The organism is Chitinophaga skermanii (assembly GCF_003259335.1).
GTDB classification, from domain to species: Bacteria; Bacteroidota; Bacteroidia; order Chitinophagales; family Chitinophagaceae; genus Chitinophaga; species Chitinophaga skermanii.
The window spans coordinates 240,461-258,438 of record NZ_QLLL01000007.1; the positions used below are offsets into that span (position 1 = coordinate 240,461).

Genomic DNA, 17,978 nt, shown 5'->3' on the forward strand with positions numbered 1-17,978 from the left:
TCACAACAAATGACTCTTCACATGAAAAAATTTACACTTCTCTGGATATGTACGCTGGTTGGTATAGTTAATTCCCTGCAAGCACAATACGTGGTTGATTATAAAAGAACGGCAGATGTTTACTTCGAAGCGAAGGATTTCTATTCCGCTGCGCAGTATTACAATAAAGCGATGACGAAGTTCGATACGAAAACAGGGACATTCATTCCTTATGTAGTGGAGAAAAGCAGCAAAAAGGAACAAAAGAAAAATAAAGATTACGAAGAAGTGAAATACCGCTTAGCCGAATCGTACCGTAATTACTACGATTACGCAAGCGCCGAGAAATGGTATGCCTCCATCATTGCAGATAATCCTGCTGAAACAACTACCCTATTCCCCCTGGTACGTTATTGGGATGGCGTGTGTTTAAGGGCCTTGGGAAGATATGAAGAAGCATTAACGCAGTTTCAACAGTTTAAAGCCAGCTATAAAGGCTACGATGATTATTCTGCTAAAACGTTGATAGAGATTGCTACCTGTGAATTCGCCGTGGAAGAAATGAAGAAGATTCCTCGCTATACCGTAACAAAACTCGCTGGAAGTGTAAACCAAGGCGGCGCAAACTACGCAGCTGCCCTTCCAGATCAAACTTCCATGATCTTCACCTCTTCACGCCCCGATTCCGGTGCACTCGATAAAAAAGGTAATCCCTACGTAAATAAACTCTATTTCGCAAAAGGTGGCGATGCTAATTTCAATGTGCAACAGAAACTAGATATCCCTTTAGAAAAAGGCGTAGATATGGGCGTTTCTTCGATCACTCCCGATGGTAACACTATGTTTCTAACGAAATGGACGACTAAAAACGGCCAGAAGAATTCATCGATTTATATGTCCACCAAGTCTGGTAGCGTATGGTCTGAACCCAAAAAGCTCAGTGCCAACGTAAATGCAGAAGGCTACAGCTCAAAAGCTCCTTCAGTAACACCCGATGGTAAATATTTACTATTCTCCTCTAACCGCCCAGGCGGTATGGGTAAATACGATATCTGGTACTGCCAATTACAAAACGGTACCCCTAACGCCCCTACTAACTTCGGTAATATCATCAATTCTAAGGACGATGAAGATGCCCCTTTCTACGATACGAAAAACGAAGTGTTGTTGTGGAGCACCAATGGCAGAATCGGATTTGGGGGTATGGACTTCTTTATTGCACAAGGTAATTTCGGTAACTGGCAAACGCCTACTAACCTAGGATGGCCTATGAACTCGCCGAAAGATGATATCTATTTCACCTCTAGCAACAAAGATGTTAGCTTACAAGGTGGCTACTTTAGTTCCGACCGTGAATCGGTTTGTTGCTTAGAGTTATTTAAAATGAAGAAATTGGCGAAGATGATGACGGGTAGCGTATTGGATTGCGATTCGCAAGCACCGCTTACAGGCGCTAAAATCACGCTCATCGATCCTTCCGGTAATAAAATATTGAAACAAATTACCCTCAACGAAACGGGCCGCTACTACTTCGAAGTAGATCCACAAAGAGATTACAAAATCGTAGCCGAGAAAGAAAACTACTTCTCGAAAGTATTAACTGCAAATACAGAATCGTTGCTGGCTTCGGATACATTGTTCAACCCTTCTCTCTGTTTACAACGGTACGAAGTGGGTAAACCAATTATCTTAAAGGATATCTATTACGATTACGACAAAGCCACGCTACGCCCGCAGTCGCTCGTAGTATTGGATACGTTGTATAATATTTTAGTAGATAACCCAGAAATAGAAATCGAATTAAGCGCGCATACCGATAGTAAAGGTACCGATGCGTATAACTTCAAACTCTCCGATGCCCGTGCTCAATCGTGTGTAGATTACCTAGTATCGAAAGGTATTAGCCGCAGCAGGATTATTGCGCATGGTTATGGTGAAACGAAACCAATTGCACCAAATACATTACCGAATGGTAAAGACAATCCAGATGGTCGTCAATTGAATCGTAGAACTGAATTTAAAGTGTTGAGAACTGGGCCTAAAACCTATGGCCAATAAAGATATTTTAGAACCATATCCTATCATAACAGGAACAAACAATCGTTAGTCGACCAGGGATACATTTGGTCGATCCGTTGTAACACTTGCATTTAAACCGGTTGCAAATCTTTGCGACTGATGTAAAAAATCACAATGGGGTTTTTTAATTTTAATGAGAATCGAAGAGCAGCCGGGATGGTTACCCGGCTGTTTCTTTTGTACGATTCTTAACGACAATACAATATCACGTCGCATCAATAATTGATACAACAAGTAAATGTTTTTTCGCTGAGTGTGTAAAAAGTGAATTAGTTAGTAGCTGCAGCGCCGATTTTCTTAGTCGCTACTACGCTGTCTTTAACGCCACTTTTGAAGGAGATTTTAGCAAAGGCTTTCAGTTTCAATGCGCTATCATAGCTCATTGTAGTTACAGTCGTGTTCGTTAATAACGCTGCGCCAGTGCTTTTTTGCGCGGTGAATTTAACTGCAGTATCAGTTTTTGTCAAATCTTCACCTTTGAAAATGTTGAAGTTGTAGGTAGTGTCTTTTGTAGACTTATCCAACGAAATAGAGATCTGTACTGAATTAGCAGATTTCTCGCTGATAGTAACTTTACCTGCAGAGTTGCCAGAACCTGTAAACGCATACTCTTTAGAACGTAATGCTGGAGCATTATCATCTTTGTCATTACAAGCAGTAGCGAGAATTCCGAGCATGGCAGTAGCCATCAAGCTCACTTTAAGAGCACGATTTTTAAATAAAAGCATGATTTCCGTTTTAGTAAAATTAGGATTTAGATATTTGGATTTGTTGATCCATGTGTTAAACGAATGCTTGCAAAAAAAAGTTACAGGTGTTTTGAAAAATTATGCATTAAAGTATTTTAATATGCTATGTAATGCTTTGTGGTACTGTGTTTACAGGGTTAATTTTTTTTATTTTTTGTCTTGATGCTGAATTGATTGATATAGCAATGAATTATTGTTGAAATATTTTGTCGTTTAGATAATTATTCTATCTTTGTCGCATCTCAATTTTACGCTGATGAAAATCGCTCCCATCTTCTAGCTACGGCAGAAGTAAAACAGTCCTCCTCTTTTAATTCGTTGATGCGATGAACTTGTCGTGTCAAACATTTACATGTCAATTTTATAATACAACTCCATGCGACAAACGCAAGCATTATTGCGCGTACGTAGCTTCTTTTCATTGTTGAAAGAAGCGATCGTAGGCAAAGAAAATACATATACTTCGGGTAGTTTACGCCGCGCTATCTTCCTATTAGCTGTGCCCATGATCTTAGAAATGATGATGGAATCACTCTTTGCGGTGGTCGATATTTATTTTGTAAGTGAACTAGGAAAGGCTGCTGTAGCAGCGGTAGGTTTAACCGAATCGATGCTTACCATTGTTTATAGCCTAGCAATGGGTATTACAATGGCAGCATCGGCCATGGTGGCCCGTAGAATTGGGGAAGAAGACCCCAAAGGCGCCAGCATCACAGCCGTTCAAGGTATGATCTTCGCCGGTATGTTATCACTCGTTATTTCCATCGTAGGTTTCGTATTCGCAAAAGATCTATTACGCCTCATGGGCGCTACCCCTGAAGTAATAGAAATTGGTCACGGTTATACCCAAATTATGCTGGGAAGTAACTTCGTAATCACTTACCTATTCATGATTAACGGTATCTTCCGGGGGGCTGGTAATGCGGCCATGGCTATGCGCTCGCTTTGGTTGGCTAACATTCTAAATATTATATGTTGCCCCATTTTCATTTTTGGGGTCGGACCCATTCCTGCTTTCGGGTTGGAGGGTGCTGCCATTGCTACCTTAATTGGCCGTGGATCGGGTGTGCTATACCAATTATACCACTTGTTCGATGGTAAAGGTAAAATCAAGATTGTAGGGGCTTATTTCAAGCCTAAATGGGATATAATACTACAGGTACTCAAAATAGGCGCTAGTGGTGCGGGGCAATTTTTGATCAACTCCGCCAGTTGGATCATTTTGATCCGCATCATCGCCCAATTCGGAGAAGATGCCATTGCTGGGTATACTATTGGTATTAGGATGGTGATCTTCTGCTTAATGCCTGCTTGGGGCTTGGCCAATGCAGGGGCTACACTTGTTGGGCAGAACCTAGGTGCGCAGCAACCAGAAAGAGCCGAACAGTCTGTTTACCGTGTAGCATTATATAACGGGGCTTTGCTAGGTATTATGTCTATTATCCTAGTGGCTTTCGCTCATCCCATTATTCACTTTTTCGTTAGCGATCCTAACGTCGTGGAAAATGCTGTAACATGCTTACGAGTGGTAAGTGCCGGTTTACTGTTTTATGCATTCGGTATGTCGATGATGCAGGCTTTTAATGGCGCCGGCGATACGCGTACACCCATGATTATTAACATTTTTGGCTTCTGGCTATTGCAAATCCCCTTGGCCTATGCTTTGGCTAATTGGTTGGCATTAGGGCCATTAGGAGTGTATTTGGCAATAGGTATTGCTGAAACATTAATTGCCGTGGCGGCTTTCATTGTGTTCAAACGAGGCAAATGGAAGCTGGTAAAGGTTTAGTAGCCTTATTTTATATATGAATTATCACGAAAGGTAAAGCTGTATTGGGATTTTTATGGCAAATGGCGCCATTGCACCCTAATATGCTTACCTTTGCGTGGTTTTTTTATAAGCGTAAGCTTATTGTCTTATTAATCATACTATAAAATAATTAAATAGCATGTCGCTAACTGTCGTAGGCACCATGGCGTTCGATGATATCGAAACGCCCTTTGGAAAATCGGACAAGATCATTGGTGGTTCTGCCACTTTCATCGCTTGGGCTGCTTCGAATTTCGTAGACCAAGTTAACCAAGTATCCATCGTAGGTGGCGACTTCCCACAGTCGGAATTGGATGCATTATCTGCTAGGGGTGTAAAATTGGATGGTGTTGAAGTGAAGAAAGACGAGAAAACTTTCTTCTGGGCAGGTAAATATCATATGGATATGAATACACGCGATACATTAGCTACTGAGCTGAATGTATTGGCTGCTTTCAATCCAACGATTCCAGCTTCCTACCAAGAAAGCGATTTCCTTATTTTAGGTAACCTTACGCCCCAAGTACAAAAAAGCGTTATCGAACAATTCACTACCCGCCCGAAATTAATCGTAATGGATACGATGAACTTCTGGATGGAAACTGCCTTGGAAGACTTGAAAAAAGTAATTTCTATGGTAGACGTATTGTTGGTAAACGATTCTGAAGCACGTCAATTAACCGGCGAATACTCTTTGGTGAAAGCTGCTAAGCAAATTATGGCTATGGGCCCACGTTACTTGATTATCAAGAAAGGTGAGCACGGTGCATTGTTATTCAACGAAAATCATGTGTTCTTCGCTCCAGCGATGCCATTAGACGATGTATTTGATCCAACAGGAGCCGGCGATACATTTGCAGGTGGTTTCATCGGTCACCTCGCTAGAACAAAAGACATTTCTTTCGAAAACATGAAAACTGCCATCATCGTAGGTTCTGCCATGGCTTCTTTCTGTGTTGAGAAATTTGGTGTTACCCGTTTACGCGAAGTAACTAAAGAAGAAATCAGTGCACGTTTGGAACAATTCGTACAGTTGGTAAACTTCGATATCGATTTAGTGTAACAACTAAATAAACTTATATATAATCACCCGGTTGTGCTTGCATAGCCGGGTGATTTTGTTTAGACCATTACCCAGCCTATTGGCACAAGGGAATTTATTGGGTAATAGATAATAGGTACCCATGGTTGGGCATATATTATAGTATCGCTTATTGTTGCCCTACCATTTCCCTGTGTAAACCTTAACCCGGATTACCAAACTAGGGTGTAAACCTATTTTAGGACGTGACACTTCCTATCTTCACCCTATCCTTACCCTATCCTTACCCTATCTCTACCCTATCTAAAGCCTATCTCGACCCTATCCCTAGCCTATCTAAAGCCTATCTCCACCCTATCCAAACTCAAGCCCAGTATAGAGGTAGCCTATCCTCGCCTTTGTAACTGATTTATCTTCAAGTGTTTAAAAACGTACCCCCTGTAACGACGGGCTTTTCCGCCCATCCCGTTCTTATGATATAGTATAGGCATAAAAAAAGCGCCTGCCTTTTGCAAGGCAAGCGCTTTTCAGTATATCGAAAACGATTATTTGAAGATATCGTTCAATACTTGTGCTAAGCGGTAGCCACCTTTTTGTAATTGACTATTTAAGTCGTTTACAAACAAGAAATTGTAACGGTAGCTCAATTTATCGCCATCTTTTGTGCTAGCATATACTTTATCTGCTAATACGTGAGACTCACATAACCAATCGATAACAGTGCCTTTTTGGATTTCTTTGATCTTTTGTGCAGGGGCACGATCTAACCAATTGGTATATTCTGTGTAACTTAGTTGTTGATAATCGATCAGTTGCTCGTCCCAAACACGGTGTAAGTTCGAAGGTGTATTGAACCATTGTACGGCGATTTTATTACCACCTTGGTCTTCGTCACGACCCACATGCAAAGGCTGGTGAACGTCGCCAATGATATGCACCAAGAATGTTAATGCAAATACTTTATCCTCTTTGGACGCTTTTGGATCTTTTAATGTTTTAGAAAGCGCTACAATTTGATTATATGCTTCGCCACTTGCTTTTCCATCGGCAATCATTTTATGCACTTCTTCGCATGAAATGTGGCCAGGGAAATCGACATAGTGCCAGTTATTCGTGTGTTTGTATTTACCTGTTGTGTCGGATTTAATGAAATCTGGCCAGTTGGCAATCATCGCCAATGTTTCGGTGCCTATTAAATCGGAAATCGCTTTCTGCGCCCTTGGTGTCAAATGACGACTAGCTAATTCTGCCACTACCCTGTGTCCTATTGGTCCCCATGCATAAGAGGATGTCGTTATAAATAGCGCGAACGCTAAAACGAGCATTTTTTTAATCGCGATCTTTTTGTGCATGAATAGTTAATTTTGATTGTAAAGTTGCTACAAACTTGGTAAATAAAAAGTTTTTATAACACCCAATCATCACAAATTTAGTAAAGATAATATGCCTTTCCGTTTAGAAGCTCCATATAAACCCGCCGGGGATCAGCCTTCAGCTATCGAACAGCTAACAGAAGGTGTTGTCAACGGCGAGAAATACCAGGCATTGCTGGGTGTAACCGGCTCGGGTAAAACTTTTACCATGGCCAATGTTATTCAAAACACGCAAAAACCTACGCTCGTACTTACCCACAACAAAACCCTTGTAGCGCAATTGTACGGCGAACTGAAACAGTTCTTCCCGCATAATGCCGTGGAATATTTCGTATCGTATTACGATTATTATCAACCCGAAGCATATATGCCCGTGAGCGATACATATATCGAGAAGGATTTAGCGATTAATGAGGAGTTGGACAAACTTCGATTAAGAGCCACCTCTAACCTACTAAGCGGTAGGCGCGATATTATCGTGGTAGCCAGCGTATCGTGTATTTACGGTATGGGTAACCCTACAGAATACGAAAACAGTATCATTCGACTTCAACAAGGGCAAGTAATGGGACGCAATACCTTGTTACATGGCTTGGTAAATTCTTTATACTCTCGTACTACGGGCGATTTCAACCGCGGTAACTTCCGTGTGCAGGGCGATACAGTGGATGTAAACTTACCCTATGTTGATTATGGCTATAGAATCACCTTCTTCGGTGATGAAATCGAAGAAATTGAAAGCTTCGATCCGCAAACAGGTAAACGCATCGCTATCATGGATACAGCCGCCATCTTTCCTGCCAACCTTTACGTGGCACCCAAGGATATGATGGTGCAAATTCTCAACGAAATCCAAGACGAGATGAATGCCCAAGTAGAATATTTTAAGAAGCAGGGTAAACTCATCGAAGCGCAACGTTTATCGGAAAGGGTAACATACGACGTGGAAATGATCCGCGAATTGGGGTATTGTAATGGTATCGAGAACTATTCGCGGTTCTTGGATCGTCGCCAACCCGGTAAGCGGCCATTCTGCTTATTGGATTACTTCCCGGATGACTTCTTACTGGTGATTGATGAAAGCCACGTAACCATCCCGCAAATTAGTGGTATGTACGGGGGCGACCGTTCCCGTAAACTCACCCTCGTGGATTACGGTTTCCGTTTACCAAGTGCCTTAGATAACCGCCCATTGAACTTTTACGAGTTCGAAGAGCTAACTAACCAAGTCGTATTTGTAAGTGCCACCCCCGGAGAATATGAATTAAGGCAAACCGATGGCGTGGTGGTAGAACAAGTTGTTCGCCCTACAGGCTTACTCGATCCCCCGATCGAAGTAAGGCCGAGTGTGAACCAAGTCGATGATTTGCTCGACGAGATTGATAAAACCGTGAAGAAAGGCGACCGTGTACTGGTAACTACCCTAACGAAGCGCATGGCCGAGGAAATGGATAAATATTTGGGACGTATTAATATTAAGAGTCGCTACATCCACTCCGAAGTAGATACCTTGGAGCGTGTGGAGATATTACGTGATCTTCGCTTGGGTAATATCGACGTGTTAGTTGGTGTGAACTTATTGAGAGAAGGGCTTGACTTGCCAGAGGTGTCGTTAGTGGCGATTTTGGATGCGGATAAAGAAGGTTTCTTACGAGATGAAAGATCATTAACGCAAACCGCCGGCCGTGCCGCGCGTAACGTAGATGGTTTGGTTATCTTTTATGCCGATAAAATTACTGATAGTATGCAGCGCACGATAGATGAAACATCTCGCCGCCGCGATAAGCAACATGCCTATAACATAGAACATAATATAACCCCGCGCACAGTACGTAAATCGAAAGAGCAAATCTTGGGTCAAACGAGCGTATTGGAAATAAAACAGTACGACGAGAACAACCCGCTGGCTGTACACGACGAGCTAACCATTGTTTCCGAGGAGAATACGGCTTTAAACAAAGGCACGATATCAACTATTCCGCAGATGGAGAAGGCGATAACGAAAGTGAAGAAAGAGATGGAGAAGGCGGCGAAAGATTTAGATTTCATGGAAGCGGCCCGTTTGAGGGACCAAATGTTTGCATTGCAACAACAATTGACCGAAATGAAGGCAAAATAGATACATGGTCAAATAAACATTATATAGAATTATTTATAATACGAATTGTTTATTTTAGCCATATTTGAAGTAATAATAATAAATAATCTTCAAATATATATTTCTGAAATACAATACAGTATAACGTTAAAAGCGATTTTGCAGTAAAGAGCAAGGTCGCTTTTTTTGAAAAAATTGAATTGTATTTTGAAATTCTTATAAATAATTAAATATCAAACTGTTAAACCTAATATTGTCTAGTTTCTTCACTGCGAAAAACTTCAAAAATCAAATTAATATATAATTTAAAATATATATGATTGTCTTTTGACGCACTTTGAGGCCTGTATTTTTAAATATTTCCATTTTTAGGGCCTTCTATTTGATTTTATATAGTACCGACATACTTTTATTGCGAATTATAAAATCAAGTGCTATGAAGAAAAAATCATTTCAAGATTATTTGCCATTCATTTTCCTGGCAGCCTTTGCACTCATCGGCATATTTATTCCTTCCGCTCCCGCGTTTGCTGATACAAGTAAGTATAATCCTGCTGACGTTGCATGGATTTTAGTAGCTACTTGTTTAGTGTTTTTAATGACCCCAGGTTTATCCTTCTTCTACGGTGGGATGGTAAATCGTAAGAACGTTATTTCCACCATGATGCAGAGCTTTGTTGCAACCGGCATCATCAGCGTAATTTGGGTGGTATGCGGTTTCAGTTTAGCCTTCGGTGATTCAATCGGTGGTATAATTGGTGATCCTCGTACCTTCTTATTCTTTAAAGGAGTACCAGAGGGTGCCGCATGGGGAACCATTCCAATGTTGCTCTTCGCTTTATTCCAAATGAAGTTTGCTATCATCACCCCGGCTTTGGTGGTAGGTGCAGTAGCAGAGCGTATCCGCTTCACGTCGTATGTACTCTTTATGGTGTTGTTCAGCGTATTGGTGTATGCACCCATTGCACACTGGACATGGCATGCCGACGGTTTCTTGTTCAAAATGGGCGTATTAGACTTCGCAGGTGGTACCGTGGTACACATTTCTGCTGGTTGTGCGGCTTTGGCAGGTGCCTTGGTATTGAAGCGTAGAAAAGATCACGTAGAGAAAAAAGAAATTACTCCTGCAAATATCCCGTTCGTTTTATTAGGTACAGGTTTATTATGGTTTGGCTGGTTCGGTTTCAATGCCGGTTCATCATTAGCTGCTAACTCATTGGCTGTTTCTGCATTCGCGGTTACTAATACTGCAACTGCTGCTGCCGGCTTGGCTTGGTTGTTCTTTGATGTAGTACGTGGTCGTAAACCATCTGCTCTTGGTTTCTGTATCGGCGCTGTTGTGGGCTTAGTTGCTATCACACCTGCTGCCGGTTACGTAGCCATCCCGCAAAGTATCTTTATCGGTTTTGCTGCTGCCATTGTGTCTAACATGGTTGTTCATTGGAAATCGAAAACAGCTATCGACGATACATTGGATGTATTCCCTTGCCATGGTGTTGGTGGTATCGTAGGTATGTTGTTAACAGGTATTTTCGCTACAACTACTATTAATAGTGCTGTAACTGACCAAGGTTGGTTATACAGCGGTACACCTACTTTGTTCCTGAAGCAATTACTCGGAATGGTGATCGTTGTTGCATACAGCTTCACGGTTTCTTATATCATCTTTAAGTTGATCAATATGTTCCATCCATTACGTGTATCTGAAGAAGAAGAAGCACTTGGTTTGGATGTTACTCAACACAACGAAAACTACCATGCGCAATCCTTAACGGTGAGCAACAATGGTGCGTTGAAAGAAGAGGAATTACTCCCGCAATAATAGCCAGTTTACAAAAATCAAAACAACCGTTGTGGTGCCTTGTCGTGGTGCACTGCGGCGGTTGTTGCCTACGAAGTTTCGATTTTAAGTTCTTTACATACGGAGTTTGTATTATTCCACCCATCATCATCATTAGCACCTTAACAAGTTACTAAGCAGTCACCCCCATTTTATCAACCAAAATATTCGCTAATGAAAAAATGCTTTCTTCTTATGGTGGCCTTGGGTAGTGTGTGCGTAGCCTCAGCGCAAGATTCTCTTCGATTGCTCCCGAGTGGCCTCAAGTTGTCTGGTTCTGCCGATGTGTATTACAAGTATAATTTCAATGGCAATGCAACCGACAATAAAACAAGTTTTACTAACTCGCATAATTCGTTCGAGTTAGGGATGGTATCGTTGAAGTTAGAACATAGTTTTAAAAATGTAAGTATGGTTGCGGATGTAGGATTTGGAAAGCGCGCAGGTGAATTCTCCTACAATGATGCAGGTAAAAGTGAAATCGCGATTAAGCAATTGAATATTTCATATGCTGCCAGCGATAAAGTTAAGTTTACAATAGGTAGTTATGCTACGCACGTAGGTTACGAGCTAGTTGACGCCTACGCCAATAGGAACTATAGTATGAGTTACATGTTCTCTTATGGCCCCTTCTTCCATACCGGCGTAAAAGCCGATTTTTCGCTCGGTAATTTTTCAGCTATGTTAGGTGTTTTTAACCCAACAGATTTAAAATCAGCCTCGTTTACTGATCACAAATATATCGGTGCGCAATTCGCTTATGTAAAAGACGGTCCTGTAAAGGCTTACCTCAATTACATTGGTGGTAAAGACACGTTCGATATTAGAAATGATCAAATCGATGCTGTTGTAACCTATGCTATTAATTCCAAGTTCTCGTTAGGTTATAACGGTACGTATAGCACGTATAGTAACGACCTCGGCAATTGGTATGGCTCAGCTCTTTACCTCAACTACGATCCCGTTGAAAAATTCGGTCTTACTTTTAGAACTGAATACTTCTCGGATAAAGATAAATTAAAGGTCTTCACTAGCACTGATGAACTCGCTAATGGTGGTGATGTATGGAGTTTTACACTCTCCGGAAATTATAGGATCGGCGGATTTACGTTGGTCCCTGAATTTAGGCTTGATCATGCTTCAGAAAAAATCTTCTCGAAGAAGGATCTTCCGAAAGGACAAACAGCCAATGTTTTGTTAGCAGCCATTTATAAATTTTAAAGGGTATAATTGAATATTTGGCTCATATAAGAAAAAGGTTTAACAACTAACCAACTATGTTAAAGTGTGCGATATTTTTATCGCACACTTTTTGTTTTGATTCCTTTGATAAACCAAGCAATCAAAATAAATTTGTTACGCCTAAATTCACATCATGTTACAAGCCTCTTCTTTGAAGTTCTTGAAAGACCTCAAAAAACACAATGATAAAGCTTGGTTCGACGAGCACAAGCAAGCCTACCAATCCGCTAAGGAAGATTTCGAGAATCTTACGCAACAACTTATCCAAGGAATCGCCAAATTCGACGAATCGGTCGCGCATCTTCAACCGAAAGATTGCACATTCAGGATCTATAAAGATGTTCGTTTCTCGAAGGATAAAACGCCGTATAAAACAAATATGGGTGCGTATATGTCGAAGGGAGGAAAGAAGTCGCCATTTGCAGGGTATTACTTCCAATTCGAGCCTGGCGGCAAAAGCTTTGTTGCCGGTGGTATATGGATGCCCGAAGCGCCGATCTTAAAAAAGGTGCGCCAAGAAATAGATTACAACTTCGCCGATTTCTCCGCGATTCTCTCCCAGAAAGAGTTCATCAAATTATTCAAAACAGTAGAGGGCGAAGCATTGAAAAATGCGCCGCAAGGGTATAACATCGATAACCCGGCCATCGAGTACCTTAAGTTAAAAAGCTTCATCGTAAGTAAAAACATACCCGATGAGCTATTAACACAGCCCACATTGGCGAGGGAAATCATTAAACTGTTTGCTGCTATGCAGCCGTTCAACGATTTCTTGAACACGGCATTAGCCGAATAGTAAATTTCGGAAAAAATGTAGTAACGGGGTAACGGGGTTCCTCTTTTCTAGTTGTCGGATGAGTGTATAATTCCGACAACTAGGATAGGTTAATAAAGAAATGGACTAATGAAAAGGAATATCCGCGTTAAGCCTTCATTCGCATACATCATCCAAACAAGCAAAGCAATACCTTACTTGCGTTGTACATACTAACAATAAAAAATGCCGGAACTAGTTTTTGTGAATCAAAAACTCAAACGGACGTGCCTTACGGTTCTTAAGTAAATTCTCTTTGTCCATACGCGTTTGTGCAAAACGCTGGTTATAAACATTCGCCACCTCTATGATTGGCATAATGCCATCCAAGGTATCTTTCTGATCTACAATTGTCATAATGCGTGACACTTGAGATGAGAAATTGGTGCTCCATTCTTCAGTAAACTTATGCATGAGCAAAAGTTCGCGATTGGTGTTGGTTTTCATAGGAAAAAGGGAATTTAGTAATTATTAAATGATTAAAAACATCCAATAAAAGAACTAATAGATATAGGATTGTATTTCAAAATTCAATTTATTCCACCACAAATCAATACTACTTCTGTGTAATTTTTAACGGTATTATATTATTCTACATTGATTAGTAATAACATAATATCACATGTGCTCAAGCTTACATCCCTCTTTTCGTATAGGCATACTAGTTATCGCATTGCGCGGATAGTGAATATACAATAAGTTTTTAACAAATACAATATTTTTATAAAATTTACCGTTGTCATTCGTTTAGTCGCCCGCGTTAGAGTAGATAGCATATAAACTAACGTAAACGGGTATACGATTTTACAACGTTGTATTTGTTAGGAAACCTAGTAGTTATTTTTAACTATTGCTCCCAATCATGGCGGTTTCAGTGGTGTACTTTGCTGCTTTTCTTGCTACAAAATGCTTTCGGCCTTTACTTTAATCTTGGTGTGTAAACTTGTTCTACACATATTGTGCTGCAATATTACCGCAGAAAAAGGATAAAACGGTATGTTCAAAGTGAAAAAAATGTAATTAATTCTTGAAGAGAATATTTCCTACGCGGCGGAATATAAGGAACAGGTACCCATTTGTATCTGCTACATTCGTGTAATATATGTATTGCATTCCTAACTATTCTATGCATAAAAAAAGGGAACAACTTTCGTTATTCCCTTTTAATCTATTTGCGATGTATACTAGATCCATTTTTGTGCATGCAAGTATTCTGCAATTTGAACAGCATTAGTTGCCGCGCCTTTACGTAAGTTATCGGCTACGATCCACATGTTAACTGTTTTTTCTTGGGTTTCATCTCTGCGGATACGGCCCACGAAAACTTCATCTTTATCATGCGCATCTTTCGGCATTGGGTATTGTGCTTTCGACGGATCGTCTACTACAATAACGCCTGCTTGTGCTTCTAAAGCTTTGCGTAAGTCGCCCAATTCATATTCTTTTTCAAATTCGATGTTCACTGATTCACTGTGACCGCCCATTACAGGAATACGTACAGTGGTTGCAGTTACTTTAATCGAATCGTCGCCCATAATTTTCTTCGTTTCATTCACCATCTTCATCTCTTCTTTCGTATAACCGTTATCGGTAAATACATCGATTTGAGGAATGACGTTTAAATCGATTGGATAAGCATAAGCCATTTCACCGCTTACACCTGCGCGTTCGTTCATTAATTGCGTAACAGCTTTAACACCTGTACCGGTAACAGATTGGTAAGTTGAAACTACTACACGTTTAATGTTGTATAACTCGTGCAATGGTTTTAATACCAATACCATTTGAATGGTTGAGCAATTTGGATTGGCGATGATTTTATCTTCCGGAGTAAGTGCGTTACCATTTACTTCTGGTACTACCAATTTCTTAGTAGGGTCCATGCGCCATGCGGAAGAGTTGTCGATACAAGTAATACCTGCATCAGCAAATTTTGGTGCCCACTCTAAAGAGGTTGAGCCGCCGGCTGAGAAAATTGCTACATTAGGTTTCATAGCAATAGCCGTATCTGCATCCACCACCTTATATGCCTTACCCTTAAATGTCACTTCCTTACCAACGCTCTTCGCAGAGGCAACAGGAATCAAGTCAGTAACAGGAAAATTTCTTTCCTCCAATACTTGTAACATTTTTGAGCCTACCAGCCCGGTGGCTCCTACTACGGCTACTTTCATTTTTATATAGATTTATTTTAAGGAAGCCAAAATTAATACATCAATACCGCTTTTTCACTACCAATATCCAAGGGCGCTAAATTTTTTTTATCTTCATATAAACCCACTTGAATATGAAACCAACCATTGTTTGTAGCCTGCTACTGTGGCCAGCCTTTGCCTGCGCCCAACTTTCTGCCGATTTTAATCACAATAGTTTACAACATTCACCCCCCTGGTTCCTAGTGAACGACGATTTCGTGGCAAAGGATGGAAAGCTGCAAAGCGCCTCCCAACAAGCAAATACCACGTTTTTCATCGCTACTCCCAGCTCCCTCGTTACACAAACAACCTGGGAATGGCACTGTAAACTAGATTTCAACCCATCCAGCACAAATTACGTCGACGTTTACCTGGCTTCACAACTGCAAGACCTTACCAACGACGCTAATTACGCGTACTTTGTACGCTTGGGTGGAACGAGCGACGAAGTATCCTTGTTCAAGAAATTACCTCACCAAGCACCACAGAAAATTATCGACGGGGTTGACGGATTTCTGAATAGGTCATCGACTACATGCAAAGTCAAAGTAATATGTGACGCCCAGCACCGCTGGCAATTATTCCGCGACTCTTCCGCTACAGGCCTAGCCTATAAAACAGAAGGCACTGTGTACGACAATAGTATCCCCAGCAGCCAATACTTCGGCATAGCTATTCGACAATCCACCAGCAGCTTCTTCAACAAGCATTACTTCGATGATATACAAGTAAAGCCTTTCAGCGCCGATACACTACCACCCCGGTTGCTGAAAACCGCCATCATCAACGCAAACAGCATCCAACTATTGTTCGACAAAATGTTAGACGTGGCTGCTACGCAAATATTGCTCGATGGAGAAAAACTAACATTTGTAATCAATACATCCAACCCTCAACAGCTAGATGTTACATTGTCAACGCCTTTGGTACAAATGCACAATTACATATTACATGTAAAAGGACTTAAAGATGTAATTGGTAATACCAGCAATGATTTCAACAACACGCTGCGTTATTATGTGCCCAAGCCATTTGATGTATTAATCAATGAAGTGATGGTGAAACCCTTACCTAGTAATGGGTTGCCACCATATCAATATATAGAGTTGCTAAATACTAGCGATGAAAATTTGGCTCTTGACAATTGGTCCATCAAAACCAATAAAGGCAGTATTACAATAACGAATGCAATGATCCCAGCCCGTCATTATTTACTGTTAGTTGGCATGCAAGGAGCGCAAGTATTTCCGTCGGCAACAACCATCGGTATAAATAATTTCCCTGTACTACAAGAACAAGATGTGCTGCAATTATTTGATGCCAAAGGTAGTATAATACATACATGGATGCACAACACCGATAGTTACCAGCACCCATACAAACCCAATGGGGGATGGAGTTTGGAACTTATTTCGCCGTACCAAGTTTGCTTTCCTGCACAAAATGTTATGGCGAGTAAAGATGGAAAGGGCGGCACGCCTGGGTTAGTAAATAGTGTTGTAACAGATAGTTTGTTAGGAATGAATAGTATATTTCGTATAGCCGTTGCCGATAGCAACCAACTAATATTGCAAACAAATGTACTACTCGATAGTAGCTTTGCGACGAATCTACTACACTATCAAATTACACCTAGTGTTACTATTACAAAAGCACAACCCATTCCGCCATTATTCCAACAAGTAATACTTAGTTGTAGTGCACCGTTAGATACCGGTATTATTTACCAATTACAATTAAAAGCCCTCCCTTCCTGCAAAGGCGAAAGCACCGAAGGTAGCATCTCGTTTGCGCGGCCAACAAAGCCACGTACTGGAAACATTATTATTAATGAAGTATTGTTCGATCCTCCTGCTATCGCTGCCGATTTTGTAGAAATTGTGAATACAGGAAAAACAGCGATTAACCTGCAAGATATATTGCTAACTAACCGGCGTACTGATGGTAGTTTAGGAACACTGCTTCCTGCTTCATCCCAACAACAATTATTATTACCGGGCGAGTATGTAGCCATTACTACCAATAAGGCCGGGATTTGCCGTGCTTACGCTTGTTTACAAATGGCTAACTTCTCTCAAATTCCCTCCTTGCCCTCCTACCCTGCCACAAGTGGGAACGTTGTATTAACCAATAGCATTGGTGAGGTACTTGATGAATTTGCTTATCATAAAGATTTTCATGCGCCGCAGATTGTCAATACACAAGGTGTTTCTTTGGAAAAGCTGCATTGGGAATTGGGTAACAACCGGGAAAACTGGCATTCTGCGGCTTCCACGGCAGGTTATGCTACACCGGGATATAAGAATTCTCAATCCCAACCCAGCAACCTAGCCCTGGATTGGGAGGTAAGCCCTGTTTTTTCACCGGACAATGACGGTTACCAGGATCTCTGTAATATATATTGTAATAATGGCGGTTTGGGTACCCAAGCCAACATCACCATTTTTAACCTGGAAGGCAAACCCGTTCGACATCTTGTTCAAAATGAATCATTAGGCACGCAAAACACCTTCTCTTGGAATGGCCTCGGAAATAACCGCGAACAATTGCCTGTTGGACATTATATTATATTTATAGAAATATTTCGACCAAATGGAACAACTTGGTGCGGGAAAAAAGCAGTGGCTTTGCTACGAAAGCGAATACAGTAGCCGGTTTAGTGAAATATTAAAGAAAAATATTTATATTGAACTGCTAAAATGAAAATTTGTCAGCGGGCAATCTATCCTTAATTTTTTATATTTGCCCTTTCTTAAA

General features: G+C 40.9%; 12 protein-coding genes. 8 read left to right on the forward strand and 4 right to left on the reverse strand.

Annotated elements, in window-relative coordinates; all coding sequences use genetic code 11:
- Positions 1–21: 21 nt before the first annotated feature.
- Positions 22–2,037 (forward strand): OmpA family protein, encoded by a 2,016-nt coding sequence (locus tag LX64_RS19190; protein ID WP_158538680.1) that lies wholly within the window; start codon positions 22–24, stop codon positions 2,035–2,037.
- Positions 2,038–2,327: 290 nt separating this feature from the next.
- On the opposite strand, the gene LX64_RS19195 is transcribed toward LX64_RS19190, so the two are convergent.
- Positions 2,328–2,786: a hypothetical protein gene (locus tag LX64_RS19195; RefSeq protein WP_148707391.1), complete on the reverse strand. Its 459-nt coding sequence runs from the start codon at positions 2,784–2,786 to the stop codon at positions 2,328–2,330.
- Between the two features lie 397 nt (positions 2,787–3,183).
- On the opposite strand from LX64_RS19195, the gene LX64_RS19200 reads away from it, so the two are divergent.
- Together LX64_RS19200 and LX64_RS19205 are read left to right on the forward strand one after the other, a co-directional pair.
- Complete coding sequence (locus LX64_RS19200; protein ID WP_111599316.1) at positions 3,184–4,596, forward strand: MATE family efflux transporter; 1,413 nt, start codon at positions 3,184–3,186, stop codon at positions 4,594–4,596.
- Positions 4,597–4,756: 160 nt separating this feature from the next.
- Positions 4,757–5,680, forward strand: coding sequence for a PfkB family carbohydrate kinase (locus LX64_RS19205; RefSeq protein WP_111599317.1), 924 nt, complete (start codon positions 4,757–4,759; stop codon positions 5,678–5,680).
- A 524-nt stretch (positions 5,681–6,204) separates the two neighbouring features.
- Here LX64_RS19205 and LX64_RS19210 read toward each other — a convergent pair.
- Entirely contained in the window at positions 6,205–7,011 is an 807-nt protein-coding gene (locus LX64_RS19210) for a S1/P1 nuclease (protein WP_111599318.1), read from the reverse strand.
- A gap of 91 nt (positions 7,012–7,102) precedes the next feature.
- Between LX64_RS19210 and uvrB the strand changes: the two genes are divergently transcribed.
- The 4 genes from uvrB to LX64_RS19230 all read left to right on the forward strand — a co-directional run bounded on the left by uvrB (position 7,103) and on the right by LX64_RS19230 (position 13,008).
- The gene (uvrB, locus tag LX64_RS19215) at positions 7,103–9,151 is read left to right on the forward strand and encodes an excinuclease ABC subunit UvrB (RefSeq protein ID WP_111599319.1); all 2,049 of its coding nucleotides are present in this window, start codon (positions 7,103–7,105) and stop codon (positions 9,149–9,151) included.
- 415 nt (positions 9,152–9,566) lie between these two features.
- The gene (locus LX64_RS19220) at positions 9,567–10,952 is read left to right on the forward strand and encodes an ammonium transporter (protein ID WP_111599320.1); all 1,386 of its coding nucleotides are present in this window, start codon (positions 9,567–9,569) and stop codon (positions 10,950–10,952) included.
- Positions 10,953–11,144: 192 nt separating this feature from the next.
- Positions 11,145–12,191, forward strand: a complete 1,047-nt coding sequence (locus LX64_RS19225) for a porin (RefSeq protein WP_111599321.1) — start codon at positions 11,145–11,147, stop codon at positions 12,189–12,191.
- Between the two features lie 154 nt (positions 12,192–12,345).
- Positions 12,346–13,008, forward strand: a complete 663-nt coding sequence (locus LX64_RS19230; protein ID WP_111599322.1) for a DUF2461 domain-containing protein — start codon at positions 12,346–12,348, stop codon at positions 13,006–13,008.
- 213 nt (positions 13,009–13,221) lie between these two features.
- On the opposite strand, the gene LX64_RS19235 is transcribed toward LX64_RS19230, so the two are convergent.
- Entirely contained in the window at positions 13,222–13,473 is a 252-nt protein-coding gene (locus LX64_RS19235) for a hypothetical protein (protein ID WP_111599323.1), read from the reverse strand.
- A gap of 737 nt (positions 13,474–14,210) precedes the next feature.
- Positions 14,211–15,200, reverse strand: coding sequence for an aspartate-semialdehyde dehydrogenase (locus LX64_RS19240; RefSeq protein WP_111599324.1), 990 nt, complete (start codon positions 15,198–15,200; stop codon positions 14,211–14,213).
- Between the two features lie 113 nt (positions 15,201–15,313).
- On the opposite strand from LX64_RS19240, the gene LX64_RS19245 reads away from it, so the two are divergent.
- The gene (locus LX64_RS19245) at positions 15,314–17,872 is read left to right on the forward strand and encodes a lamin tail domain-containing protein (RefSeq protein WP_111599325.1); all 2,559 of its coding nucleotides are present in this window, start codon (positions 15,314–15,316) and stop codon (positions 17,870–17,872) included.
- Positions 17,873–17,978: the final 106 nt, after the last annotated feature.

Excerpts from the sequence above, each read along its gene's own strand:
- LX64_RS19195 (WP_148707391.1), bottom strand. The coding sequence starts at position 2,786 with ATGCTTTTATTTAAAAATCGTGCTCTTAAAGTGAGCTTGATGGCTACT.
- LX64_RS19220 (WP_111599320.1), top strand. The coding sequence starts at position 9,567 with ATGAAGAAAAAATCATTTCAAGATTATTTGCCATTCATTTTCCTGGCA.
- LX64_RS19230 (WP_111599322.1), top strand. The coding sequence starts at position 12,346 with ATGTTACAAGCCTCTTCTTTGAAGTTCTTGAAAGACCTCAAAAAACAC.
- LX64_RS19245 (WP_111599325.1), top strand. The coding sequence starts at position 15,314 with ATGAAACCAACCATTGTTTGTAGCCTGCTACTGTGGCCAGCCTTTGCC.
- LX64_RS19190 (WP_158538680.1), top strand. The coding sequence starts at position 22 with ATGAAAAAATTTACACTTCTCTGGATATGTACGCTGGTTGGTATAGTT.
- LX64_RS19225 (WP_111599321.1), top strand. The coding sequence starts at position 11,145 with ATGAAAAAATGCTTTCTTCTTATGGTGGCCTTGGGTAGTGTGTGCGTA.
- LX64_RS19205 (WP_111599317.1), top strand. The coding sequence starts at position 4,757 with ATGTCGCTAACTGTCGTAGGCACCATGGCGTTCGATGATATCGAAACG.
- LX64_RS19210 (WP_111599318.1), bottom strand. The coding sequence starts at position 7,011 with ATGCACAAAAAGATCGCGATTAAAAAAATGCTCGTTTTAGCGTTCGCG.
- uvrB (WP_111599319.1), top strand. The coding sequence starts at position 7,103 with ATGCCTTTCCGTTTAGAAGCTCCATATAAACCCGCCGGGGATCAGCCT.
- LX64_RS19235 (WP_111599323.1), bottom strand. The coding sequence starts at position 13,473 with ATGAAAACCAACACCAATCGCGAACTTTTGCTCATGCATAAGTTTACT.
- LX64_RS19240 (WP_111599324.1), bottom strand. The coding sequence starts at position 15,200 with ATGAAAGTAGCCGTAGTAGGAGCCACCGGGCTGGTAGGCTCAAAAATG.
- LX64_RS19200 (WP_111599316.1), top strand. The coding sequence starts at position 3,184 with ATGCGACAAACGCAAGCATTATTGCGCGTACGTAGCTTCTTTTCATTG.